This window comes from Paenibacillus sp. FSL R5-0744 (genome assembly GCF_037972555.1).
Classification (GTDB): domain Bacteria; phylum Bacillota; class Bacilli; order Paenibacillales; family Paenibacillaceae; genus Paenibacillus_AQ.
Genome location: NZ_CP150228.1, coordinates 695,106 through 707,856, shown reverse-complemented (window position 1 = coordinate 707,856; position 12,751 = coordinate 695,106). Strand labels below are relative to the sequence as shown.

Here is a 12,751-nt window from a genome sequence, read left to right as displayed (position 1 = left end):
GCCTAAACCTGAGATTTGGAAGTTTAACTTCCGATTTGAATGTCTTCATTGCAGAAGACGATTCTCCATAGAAAGGAGGTGATCCAGCCGCACCTTCCGATACGGCTACCTTGTTACGACTTCACCCCAATCATCTACCCCACCTTCGGCGGCTGGCTCCCTTGCGGGTTACCCCACCGACTTCGGGTGTTGTAAACTCTCGTGGTGTGACGGGCGGTGTGTACAAGACCCGGGAACGTATTCACCGCGGCATGCTGATCCGCGATTACTAGCAATTCCGACTTCATGCAGGCGAGTTGCAGCCTGCAATCCGAACTGAGACCGGCTTTGATGGGATTGGCTTCACCTCGCGGTTTCGCTTCCCGTTGTACCGGCCATTGTAGTACGTGTGTAGCCCAGGTCATAAGGGGCATGATGATTTGACGTCATCCCCACCTTCCTCCGGTTTGTCACCGGCAGTCACTCTAGAGTGCCCAACATTACTTGCTGGCAACTAAAGTTAAGGGTTGCGCTCGTTGCGGGACTTAACCCAACATCTCACGACACGAGCTGACGACAACCATGCACCACCTGTCTCCTCTGTCCCGAAGGCCGCCACTATCTCTAGTGGATTCAGAGGGATGTCAAGACCTGGTAAGGTTCTTCGCGTTGCTTCGAATTAAACCACATACTCCACTGCTTGTGCGGGTCCCCGTCAATTCCTTTGAGTTTCAGTCTTGCGACCGTACTCCCCAGGCGGAGTGCTTACTGTGTTAACTTCGGCACCAAGGGTATCGAAACCCCTAACACCTAGCACTCATCGTTTACGGCGTGGACTACCAGGGTATCTAATCCTGTTTGCTCCCCACGCTTTCGCGCCTCAGCGTCAGTTACAGCCCAGAAAGTCGCCTTCGCCACTGGTGTTCCTCCACATATCTACGCATTTCACCGCTACACGTGGAATTCCACTTTCCTCTTCTGTACTCAAGTCACCCAGTTTCCAGTGCGACCTCAGGTTGAGCCCAAGGTTTAAACACCAGACTTAAATGACCGCCTGCGCGCGCTTTACGCCCAATAATTCCGGACAACGCTTGCCCCCTACGTATTACCGCGGCTGCTGGCACGTAGTTAGCCGGGGCTTTCTTCTCAGGTACCGTCACTCCGATAGCAGTTACTCTACCGGACGTTCTTCCCTGGCAACAGAGCTTTACGATCCGAAAACCTTCATCACTCACGCGGCGTTGCTCCGTCAGACTTTCGTCCATTGCGGAAGATTCCCTACTGCTGCCTCCCGTAGGAGTCTGGGCCGTGTCTCAGTCCCAGTGTGGCCGTTCACCCTCTCAGGTCGGCTACGCATCGTCGCCTTGGTGGGCCATTACCCCACCAACTAGCTAATGCGCCGCAGGCCCATCCCTCAGTGACAGATTGCTCCGTCTTTCATTCTTTCTTCAGGAAAAAAAAGAAATTATCCGGTATTAGCTACCGTTTCCGGTAGTTATCCCAGTCTAAGGGGCAGGTTGCCTACGTGTTACTCACCCGTCCGCCGCTAAGTTATTTTGAAAGCAAGCTTTCAAAATAACTCCGCTCGACTTGCATGTATTAGGCACGCCGCCAGCGTTCGTCCTGAGCCAGGATCAAACTCTCCAATTAGTATTGAAAAGAGCGATATGCTCATTTTGAAACATCTGACGAGAAAATTAATTCTCTAATTTCGGATTTCACTTTCGTGATTTCCCACTCACTCGTTGTTCAGTTTTCAAAGATCAAGTTCTCGTTGGCGCCGTTTAATGTCTCAGCAGCAACTCTTATAATATATCATGTTGTTCTCAGTAATGCAAGCTTTATTTTTCGAAAGCCGTTTATATAACTCTCTCAAACATTGCCTGTACGCTGTCTAACAACGCTTAACTATAATAACCTATCTATTCATAGAAAAGCAACCCCTAATAGAAAAATAAACAACTAGCTTAATAATTAAGCTGGTTGTTTATTTAATAGAGTTATGAATCTAGCGATGCAAATTAATAGTATTTTGCTGCAGTATACTTACTTGAAGCCTTAATAAAATCCGTATTCTTCTTACTCTTCGCTGACGATGCATCTACCGTTGTATCAATAGTAACCCATTTCCCATCCATCAACACTTCATTCCATGCATGGTATTGCGTAACGTAGCTAGTATTCCCCATCACCAATTTAGCAGGCACATCTACACTACGCAGCATTGCGGCAAAAAGAGAAGCATAGTCATAGCAGATTCCTTTTTTAGTATTCAAAGTGTTGTTAATGTTCGGAATGTAATCTGTTGTTACGTTATTAGCAAGAGAATAATCGTATTGTACATTAGCAACTACATAGTTATAGATTGCCTTAACTTTCTCTTCATCTGTTGTTTTGCCTTTTGTAAGCTCTTTTGCCTTAAGGATCGCTTTATCAGAAGAACTCCATTTCACATTCTGTACGGAGCCCAAATATACGGAATTCGAGTCACTCATGGTTACGTCTACTACTTCGGAATATAACGCTTTGTATTTATTGCCGGTTGTGTTCTCAAGAACAGAAACCTTATAAGTACCATTACCTTGTTGTAAAGGGAAGTCCTCAGCTTGTCCAGAAGCATATAAGTTATATGTATAGCTGCTGTTGTCTTTAGTGATCATGAGTTTGATTCTTTTATCTTTCGGAATATCATAGTTAATTCCAATAACACCTTGAGCCACTTTCGATGTAATCAACCAGCTTGCATCTACACTTGCGGCTTGAGCTGTGCTTACCGGAACCGCAGTAATCAGTACGAACAGCGCCACCATCATAAAATAAACCTTTTTCACGGATAAAACCCCTTTCGGTAGCTGGCTGCCATCCTTTCGGGAAGGCCCTTTAGCTTTGCGTCCCTACCTTTCGATAGGTTTGCCGTTATCGTATAAGCTCTATCTGTTCTAATTTCACTAGACAAATTAACAGAATCAGTCCAAGTAGAAATATGAATCTAAGATTCTTATATATTTTATAAAAACAAAAAAAGCCTCTTCATTCGGTAACTGGCTGCCATCCTTACGGGAAGGCCCTTTAGCTTTGCGTCCCTACCTTTCGATAGGTTTGCCGTTTATCGTGTTTAGCTTTTATAGTTCTTATACTACCATATTTATCCTCGTAAACAAGAACAAAATTGCTAGATTTACTATTATTTTATAGTTATTTCTCTGTATTTGAGTTTTCTTGTTATTTCTCGTCAACGATTAGGAAAGCTTGGCATGAACAATCAAACGATGTGTAGGATCTACTAGTGGGTCACACGTAATTAGAGTAAGAATTTTATCTTTGTTATTCCCGTCTAGAACAGACACATCACTAGGAAGTACAACAGAAATATCATAAACCTCGTAATTATAAGTCTGATCGCTAGTCTTTACCGTAATCGTATCCCCAATCACAACCTCATTCAGCCTGTTAAACAATCTGCCCGTAGTTCTAGCTCTATGTGCAGCTATTGCGGCGTTCCCTATTTCTCCTATTGGAGTTGTTTCTTTCATATGGGCCGCAGCATGCTTCATATTCGCTTTAGTAGCCCCTTCTAATACAGGTAGCTTCAGATCGATCTTATCGATCTCAATTAATGCGATAACTTTGCCACCCATTTCAATTTCCGGTTCCGGCTTTTCTGTTTCTTGCGGCTGTGCTTGTGCATCTAAAGCTGATTCCTCCGCTAGTAGCTGAGTGACCTCGGCATATCTGCTCTTTAGATCAGGTGGTGGAGTACTTTCACTGGTGCTCAGTTCAGCTGATTCTAATAGCTTATCCTGCTGCCAGTCGTTATACCATTCGTTAGCTTTTGGATAGAGCATGATAAGGATCCCCGCCAGTATGAGCACATACGAGAATTTACGCATGATTTTCACCTCCGTAGATTGGTTCTACTGAACTTTAGAATACCCATTTACGACTTCCGAAGAAGTTAATAATCACCGTCACAAACGTTACTAATACCTTAGAGATCAACACTTGAATGCCTAGTTTGTCAGTCAACAGATGCATTAGCAACAGCGATATTCCGAGTACTACCAGATTCAGTACGATAAACTTCAGCAACTGCGTCTTATCAAAACCCTTATTATTGCCACGGTCACGATCCTTGAAGGTTACTTTTTTATTCAAAATAAAGCTGTTCGCTGTCCCTGCACTATAAGAAATCACCTGTGCCAACGCATATACCATCCCAAGTGAGTTCAGTAATGTAAAGATTACGAAATCAATGAGGGTATTTACCAGACCTACAGCATTAAATTTGAGAAACTGTATGAAAGCAGTCCGAAAGTTCTTATCTGACATCTTTGTAATCCTTCCGGCGATCCACTTCTTCTTCGTTACGATATCCTATGGTCTCACTGACAATATACAACGGTCTATCCTTAGACTCGTCATAAATCCGTCCAATATACTCACCGATTACACCTAACAGCATCAGAACGATACCGTTAAAGAGCAAATTGACCCCTACAATGGAAGCCCAACCTGGAACCGTCCATGAGGTGAAAAAGATTCTTTGAAACAATACGAAGAATAAATAGAGAAAGCTGGAGAAGGAAAGAAAGAATCCGACATACGTAGCAATCTTAAGTGGCTTATGCGAAAAGGAAGTGATCCCATCCAGCGCAAAACGAATCATTTTCTTAAGAGGATACTTAGTTTCTCCTGCAAATCGTTCTTCCCGCTCATATTCCACCATCGTCTGCTTGAAGCCGACCCAGCTCACTAAACCTCTGACATACCGGTTTTTTTCCTTGAGACCTCGCAAGACATCACATACCTTACGATCAATAAGACGAAAATCACCTGTGTCCGTGGGAATGTCTACACTTGTCATGCTGCTGAGCAATCGATAAAAGATCTTGGCCGTTACCTTTTTGAACATCGTTTCTCCACGGCGCTTCAGCCGCTTCGCATAAACAACGTCATAACCCTCTTTCCACTTCTCGATCATTTGCAAAATGACCTCCGGTGGATCTTGAAGGTCAGCGTCAATAACAACAACCGCTTGACCTTCGGCATAGTCCATGCCAGCTGTAATCGCTACCTGATGTCCGAAATTACGCGAGAAGTCAATTAGCTTGACGCATTCATCCCGATCACTGATCTCCCGAATCATCTGGGCCGAACGATCACGACTTCCGTCATTAACGAAGACTAGCTCATAAGTATCGCCGCATTCGTCCATTACTTTTTTCAAACGTTCGTAAGTAACGCTAATTACTTGCTCCTCATTGAACATGGGTACAATTACACTATATCTGGCTTTCACCTTTATTCCTCCTAAAAGCTTTATGGAGCGTTACATCTTTCTGTACTTCATAATAACGCTGTAAGCATAAACTTATTGTTATAGATATTTTAAAAAAATCTTAGAAAACCCAAGATGGGAACCAACGCAGCATATTCTTCACATAATCTCCGCTTACCTGCATCCCTGACAGGACAGGGTAGAACGCGACAAAGAGCAGTAAAGCAACAGCCACATAGACATAACTAACATAACGAGCCTCAGGATATTTGCTATCTAGCAACTTCATTATATATACAATACCAAGAATCATAAAAGGCACCATAGCAAAATAATGGTAGATAAAGGTTTCCCTTGGGACAAGCATCCACGGAACATATTGTGAGAAAAAGGCGATCCAGATCATATAAAGGGTCTTATCTTTGCGTTTCAGTGTAATCCACAGTGTTGCCAGCATTGCGAAAATCCCCGTCCACCAGATAAGCGGATTCCCCATAGTCACTATACTGCTGACCTGACCTTGCGGCAATCCCTCACTGCCACTGAAGAACCAGACGGGTCTCTTCATAAACGGCCATTGCCACCAGGAGGAAGCAAAAGGATGTGTAGCTACAAGCTGACTGTGATAGTTGTACATGTTCTTTTGAGAATCAATCAAACCTTTAATAGTAAAGCCCTCTGCTGATGCAGATAAACCCGGAACAAAAGATAAACTATAAATAATGACCGGAATGATTACAAAGAACGCAACACAACTAGCTAAAGTAATGATGGTATTCTTCCAGAACGAATTTACAGCTTCACGACAGGTACCTAACAGTTCCTTGTCTTTGATCTTCCCTTCCGCGAGCAACCGCCCCGAAGCTTGGTATTCTCTGTAACGCTCGAAAAGAGAGATAGCTAGCATAATCGCCAGCCCGGCTCCTCCGTACAGTACAATCCACTTGGAGGCGACACCAATTCCGAAGAATAGCCCGGACCAGAACAACGGAATTAGCGTTTTTCTTAAGGGTTGCCTGAAGAAATTCATAGTGTAATATCGCTGCATGAAATAAAACATTAACATGATGAAGAATACTCCGTATACATCGATCGTAGAGATTCTTGTTTGCGTGAAATGCATGAAGTCCAGTGCGAACAATCCTGCCGCAAGTGCTGCGTATTTACTCTTTTTAAACAGACGCAGTGCCATCACATAAATGAGAGGCAGCATGGCAATCCCGAACAATGTTCCAATAATACGCCAACCGAATGGATTGACTCCGAACAGTTCCATCCCTACTGCGATCAATAGCTTGCCTAGTGGTGGATGCGTGTTCTCATAAGGCACAATCCCGTGTGTATATTCATAAGCTGTCCGTGCATGGTAGATCTCGTCAAAATAAGTGCTATTCATAAAGTTAGAATATTCAGGGATGAGTGACTGCTCGTCAAAAAGATTGGCAGGCTCTCCTCTTTTAGCGACTGCACTAACATCCGGTGTAACACCGGCTATAGGAAGAGGTACTCTTTCGCCTCCCTGCTCATAGAAGGCCATTTCATTTAAAGTGAATCCTGGAGAGGTGACTGTAAACTTCACGTATCTTGCTGCAACGTTCAGAGGTTGGCTTTTCCAGATGAAGACATTCCCAACATCCTCGCTTACATCCAGCGGACTACTCCAGACCTCAGGGGATTCACTGAATTCGAGCTTAAACTTCCCGGTACCTACGCCACCGAAGATATTCACGCGTTCCAATTGTTTACTCTGTCCTAGATCTACATAGAAGCTTTCACCGCTGGCAGCTGGCTCCCACAAGGTCTCTGGAGATTTAGTAGAACCTAAATTATATAAAGCAATTGCCGCGTAAACGGCAGTAATGGCAAGAATACATATCCAATCTATACGCTTAAACTTCATCGCTTAAGTCTCCCTCCCTTCTGGTGCGGTCTTATTTGCTCGACGACTTTAAGGTCTTCTTCATATTTTTCTTCAGGTGTTGGTGGTGCTGGAAGAGGCTTTACTCCCCCACGAACATACACGTCGTAACCGATGTAGAGCATGTATAGCAATAATGACAGGTTAGCAATAGAAGTGACCAAAACGATTCCATCTGCACCTGGATTTACACCTGCATTTAGATGGGTCAACGTATAAGCCACATTGATATACTGCGTTAAGCTGAATCCAAGGAATAGGGATAAAAACCTACGATCCCGACTCGCTATATAAGTGAACATACATAGAATAACTGCAGGGAACATATAACGTTCATGCATTTTGGTTCCAAGCACAAAGACTACTACAATGAGCGCCATACCGATAAAGTAGGATTTGGATAAATCCAAGCGATCTTTTTTGAAGGAATAAAACGTTGCTATGGCTACTGCCACTAAAATAAATATGAAGCCCCATACACGGTAAGTAATACCTAACCAAGTTAGGTCAAGAGATGACCACATCGGGTCAGTCAGTGCATATAGATTAAATGCATTCACAGAAGAATAGGGATAGGAAGATAACGTACTCTTATACAGATTAATAAGGCCAACTAAACCACCGTTATTCCAGAAAAATGGTGCCGCGAGCAATCCGAATATCCCTAATCCATACAAAGCTCCAAATCCAAGCTGCTTCCAAGCACGGTGATGATAGAAAGCAAACAATAATACCGGTGTGAATATTAACGATTGTGGTTTAATTAAAGTTGCTAATGCAAACAAAATCGCGGATTGAACAAACTTTTTGTTCGCAGCGCCATGGATACTGAGCAACAGGAAAATCAAAAAGAACGAATCCGCTTGTCCCCACGCCGCTGAATTAACAAGCACCGCCGGATTAAACAGAAATAATAGCGTTAAGCCAAAAGCGATCCCTGAGCCGAGTTTTTTGCGGGACATTTGATATATGAAGTAACCCAATACCAAATCAGAAATAATCGCTGGCAGTTTGAATAGCAGATTCTCTCCACCCGAACCATGCGCAAAGCCAAATACACCGCGAATAAGACTAAGCATGTACAAAATGTACAAATAACCAGGAGGATAATCGGCAAAATACCCTTCTTCATAAAACTTGCCTGGACCTAAATCAACCATACGCTGGCCCCAAGCTATAAAGGTATTCATGTCGTTCTGATAGCCTTGAGCAGTCAGACCGATCCAAATCCTTAGTATAAAGGCAATTCCGATGGCAATGCTCAGCCATTTGGAATAGACATTCTCAGGTTGCTTCATAAGCTTCTCACTGCGGAATGCCTTGGTATAAAGCACTGCAAAAAATACACTGAAAAGCGCTGAGATCAGCAGCATCTTGGTTGGAGATACCTTATGTGGGGTATCCGCTTTTTTACCACCAGCATCCTGACTAACTGCTGCACTATCCAGCGAAATGACGTTTGCCCCTTCGGGAGCAGCGTCTAATTTTTCTACAGACAAATCATCAAAATAAGCTTTACCTTGAATCAAGCTAGAGTAGCCTCCCAAACTTGCACCTATGCCGAATTCTTTCTGTTTAGGTCCTGTCTGGCCTATGTATTCAAGATATTGCCACTCTCCTGCCGTATCCGTTACGTTGGGATAACCCCCGCCTACTCCAACGGCAAGTATATTGGCGCCCATTCCCTCGCCTGCGGTACTTACTACTTTGATCCATCCAGAGATTTTATAATAGCTGTCCGGCGTTGCCTTAATCGTCTGCACCCATTTCAAATGATTGGGCTCGATATTCTCAATGACTGCCGCTTTACTACCGGAGTGAACCTCGTCCGATTGGATTGAAAGTATGCCCGAGTTGTCTCCAGAAATCCACATATCCTTAGTCCAGTTAGAAGGAGCGTCCTCTCCTCCCTCCTCAAATCCAGGGTTCTGCAATAGATTTCCGTCTGCATAAATGCTTGTTACAGGAAGCAAAAACAATAACAGCATCAATACAGTCATTGCGGCCGTACGTGTACTCTTGATCATCGTTCCAACCTCACCTCGTCTATATTAATCCAGCCTTTACCGCCTTTAATAAAAATTTCAGTTTGCTCATTCTGACCGATAGATACCATTGGAAGTGTAAGCTCTTGATAAACCTCACTAGCAGGTATTTCAGCCTCCGCCCGCACTACGCCATTAACTCGGACGCCAACCCTTCCTTCTTCTCCACCAGCACTAACCATTATACCAAGCTTATATTCTCCAGGTTCTGCTATTCTGATAGATTGTGTAATCGTTTTGTCAAATCCCGGATCAAGATAGGCCAAATAACTTCCATTATAGGGATTATTGGTTGCCACACCCGTACCGGATGAGAAGCTCCAGCCTGATATCCCCTCTTCAAATCCTCCATTTGTAAATTCCGAGATTCCCTCTACTACCCCAGTCTTAGCGGTCACAACAGTATAGTTGGCAAAACGTTTAACCGAATAATTTTCGCTTTCAGCAGGAGTGGGATCACCATTCCACAAGATATATGTCGCTGTCTCTCCCGGAACTATGCTTGAATATCCAAATCTATATCTCCCAAAGGAAGACACCTGCTGAAATGCACCTCCAGGATTAGAATAATTAACGGTTGCTAAGAAATCATGGGGATTGATCTGCTCATAAAAAAGCACATAAATATAAGGCATATTAACTTTATCAGTCACGTAGATGTTCCCAGCACTCTCTTCAGACGCATATTGTATAGCCTCACCGAAAGATTCATAGAAAGCCGGTCCTATCTCTTTAGGATAATCGCGGAAATAAACTGTAGTGAATAGAACAAAAAATAAGCTAAAGGTTACAGCCGACAGAATTGCTAATACTTTTACTTTCTTGCTTAACCACATAAACCCTGCAACAATCAGCAAAATGATTGGATAGAAAATTACATTCATCCGATTAATGTTTACGTTCGTAACAAAGGTCATCAAAACGGAAACAAACAACCAAAGTAAAATAACGAGCAGTCCCGTCCGCTCACGACCACGGTTCCGTATTGTCGTTAACATAAATATAAGTCCTATAAGTACAAAGGGTAACGCAATAGGATACGCGTATCCATAAGGTGAAATCGAATTCCAAGGCAAACCATCAGATCCGCTAATTAATATCTTCAAAAATTCCCGGAAATTGCTTAATGCTGTATGTAATAGTTGCCCTCCGAATATAGAAGTTACCTGTTCCACACGCGGTGTTGTCAATCTCGGAATTGAGAACAATGGGGTCAAAATCCCCTCTAGCGACAATCGATTGATCATAATAAATAGGAAGATTGGAAGTGACATTAATATAAACAGAGCACAGTTCCATAGAATGGTCCGAAGCTTTAGCGCTCTTGTATAGAATAGAAGAATTCCAGCACCTAAAGCAAATATCGGCACAAAAAAATAGGATGTTCCATAAGCATAAAGTGAAAGGGCAAGCATAATTGTAAATCCATAAGACCACTTCGGAATATGAAATGATTTAAGTAACATATAAACGGAGAACAGAATCAGGGTGGGAAATAAATTAGATTCCAGTGCCCATCTTGACATCATAATATGCCAAGGATTAATTGCGATAAAAAACATCGCCACAATACCAGCAGTTCTGGAAGTAAATAGCTCTTTGGAAAGAAGATAGAATACGAGCATACCCAGTAGACCCATGATTAAACTAACAGCACGTACAGACATTGGAGTGAGTCCGAACAATAATATGAAAGGCATTGATAAGTAAGCATAAAGTGCATTCTGTCCGCTTCCCCAAGCAATGAGGTGAATAGGTAAATGAATACCATTGCGGTCTATTCCATAATGAAGAATAGCGTAAGCATCATAACCTATAGATGCCTCATCCTGATTCAAGCCACCTGGAATCGAACCAAAGTAAAAAATGCGAATCACAGCCCCCAGCAAAAACAATAAGAGAGGCCAAGGATTACCTTTAAAATAAGAAGACCAATTGCTAAATCTTGTGGACAACATTCATCACCTCTTCAACAATATAATCTAAATATTGGATGATGGAAAGGAAGAACATCCAACAAGTTAAGTAGGAGAATACATTATCCAAAATAAAAAAAACGGCCCCTTCAGTAATGAAGGAGCCCGAGATGAATTTCAGAAATACTGTATATATGTTAGCCCTCGCTACCAAGGAATACATAACGGAGAACGATCAGAATCGCAAGTACCCACATCATCCAGTGAATATCGTATTTCTTCTTACCCGCAAGGTTAGCAACAGAAGCAAGGATTACATAAGTTACGATACCAAAGGAAATACCGTTAGCGATATTATAAGTGAAAGGCATGATAACAAGAGTTAGGAACGCTGGAATCGCAACAACCATATCTTGAAAATCGATTTGACGGATTGATTGTGCCATCAGCACACCTACGACGATCAATGCTGCGGCTGTAGCAGATCCAGGAATAAGAGCAACCACTGGAGCAAGGAACAATGCAAGCAAGAAACATACGCCAGTTGTTACAGCTGTAAGACCTGTACGTCCACCTTCAGCAACACCTGCCGCGCTTTCTACAAAAGCAGTAGTAGTCGAAGTACCCAGTGCCGCACCACCTGCTACAGCAACTGCATCGACAAACATTGCATTACCTACACGTCTATTACCTTCTTCAGGGTTATCCATAATACCAGCGCGTTGAGCCGTACCTACAAGTGTACCAAATGTATCAAACAACTCTACAAATGTGAAGGTTGCAATCGCTGAAACAATACCTGTGTGCAGGATACCATCCCAGTCAAATTGGAAGAAGTTCAATTGTGTGAAATCAGGAACCCAAGGCGTTGCCGGACTGGACAATGCGCTGAAATCAACTACGCCCATCAACATACCAGCGACAGTTGTTCCCAAGATACCGAATAAAATCGCACCTTTAACGTTCAATACCATCAGGATAGAGATTAGAAGAAGTCCGATAATTACCAATTGGACATTGGAATTCTCTAGGCTACCCATGTGAATGATAGTTTCAAAGGAAAGGACATCTGTGAAAGTGTTAGCAGGAATGTCTTTACCGGCTTCAACACCAATCGTCATGAGTCCACTATTCTTAAGACCAAGGATCGTAATGAACATCCCGATACCTACTGTAATCGCATGTTTCAAGCTGTCAGGAATTGCAGTTAGTAAGATCTGTCGAACTCGAGTTACAGTCAGCAAGATAAAGATCAAACCGGAAATAAATACGGCTGTCAGACCCATTTGCCAAGTGAATGGATGCTCTGATGTGGCGGAAGATAGAATTACGGAAGCAAAATATGCGTTAAGTCCCATACCAGGTGCCAATGCCACTGGAAAGTTTATGAACACGCCCATTGCGATAGTGAAAATACCTGCTGCCAGCGCCGTCGCTAGAAATACAGAGTACCAGCCCATATCAATACGGCCAAATGCTGTTAAAGTACTCGGATTAACCGACAAGATGTAAGCCATTGCCATGAACGTGGTCAAGCCCGCCATGATTTCTGTACGAACTGTGGTGCCGTTCTCTTTCAACTTGAAAAACCGATTCAAATTGTTCTCCCCCTAAG

General features: G+C 43.1%; 8 protein-coding genes, 1 rRNA gene and 2 riboswitches. All 9 genes read right to left on the bottom strand.

The genetic code is table 11. The features are described 5' to 3' along the window. Positions 1–71: 71 nt before the first annotated feature. The 9 genes from MKY19_RS03185 to MKY19_RS03145 all read right to left on the bottom strand — a co-directional run bounded on the left by MKY19_RS03185 (position 72) and on the right by MKY19_RS03145 (position 12,734). A 16S ribosomal RNA gene (locus tag MKY19_RS03185) occupies positions 72–1,629 on the bottom strand. Positions 1,630–2,000: 371 nt separating this feature from the next. Further along, a complete protein-coding gene (locus tag MKY19_RS03180) occupies positions 2,001–2,810 on the bottom strand; it encodes a transglutaminase-like domain-containing protein (RefSeq protein WP_081383096.1) in 810 nt (269 codons plus the stop codon). A gap of 13 nt (positions 2,811–2,823) precedes the next feature. Next, a riboswitch (cyclic di-GMP riboswitch) is annotated at positions 2,824–2,904 on the bottom strand. A gap of 108 nt (positions 2,905–3,012) precedes the next feature. Further along, positions 3,013–3,093: riboswitch (cyclic di-GMP riboswitch) on the bottom strand. A gap of 125 nt (positions 3,094–3,218) precedes the next feature. Continuing rightward, positions 3,219–3,869 carry a class D sortase gene (locus MKY19_RS03175; RefSeq protein WP_339800225.1) on the bottom strand — a complete coding sequence of 217 codons (651 nt, stop codon included), beginning with the start codon at positions 3,867–3,869 and terminating at the stop codon, positions 3,219–3,221. Positions 3,870–3,903: 34 nt separating this feature from the next. Beyond that, positions 3,904–4,308, bottom strand: coding sequence for a GtrA family protein (locus MKY19_RS03170; RefSeq protein WP_339800222.1), 405 nt, complete (start codon positions 4,306–4,308; stop codon positions 3,904–3,906). Next, positions 4,298–5,278, bottom strand: coding sequence for a glycosyltransferase family 2 protein (locus MKY19_RS03165; protein ID WP_076285851.1), 981 nt, complete (start codon positions 5,276–5,278; stop codon positions 4,298–4,300). The genes MKY19_RS03170 and MKY19_RS03165 overlap by 11 nt, the downstream gene beginning before the upstream one ends. Before the next feature lie 100 nt (positions 5,279–5,378). Next, complete coding sequence (locus tag MKY19_RS03160) at positions 5,379–7,157, bottom strand: phospholipid carrier-dependent glycosyltransferase (protein WP_339800218.1); 1,779 nt, start codon at positions 7,155–7,157, stop codon at positions 5,379–5,381. Next, complete coding sequence (locus tag MKY19_RS03155; protein ID WP_339268628.1) at positions 7,154–9,202, bottom strand: glycosyltransferase 87 family protein; 2,049 nt, start codon at positions 9,200–9,202, stop codon at positions 7,154–7,156. Before MKY19_RS03155 ends, MKY19_RS03160 begins: the two co-directional genes overlap by 4 nt. Beyond that, positions 9,199–11,178: a hypothetical protein gene (locus MKY19_RS03150; RefSeq protein ID WP_339268626.1), complete on the bottom strand. Its 1,980-nt coding sequence runs from the start codon at positions 11,176–11,178 to the stop codon at positions 9,199–9,201. The genes MKY19_RS03155 and MKY19_RS03150 overlap by 4 nt, the downstream gene beginning before the upstream one ends. A gap of 155 nt (positions 11,179–11,333) precedes the next feature. After that, the gene (locus MKY19_RS03145; protein ID WP_042184716.1) at positions 11,334–12,734 is read right to left on the bottom strand and encodes an NCS2 family permease; all 1,401 of its coding nucleotides are present in this window, start codon (positions 12,732–12,734) and stop codon (positions 11,334–11,336) included. Positions 12,735–12,751: the final 17 nt, after the last annotated feature.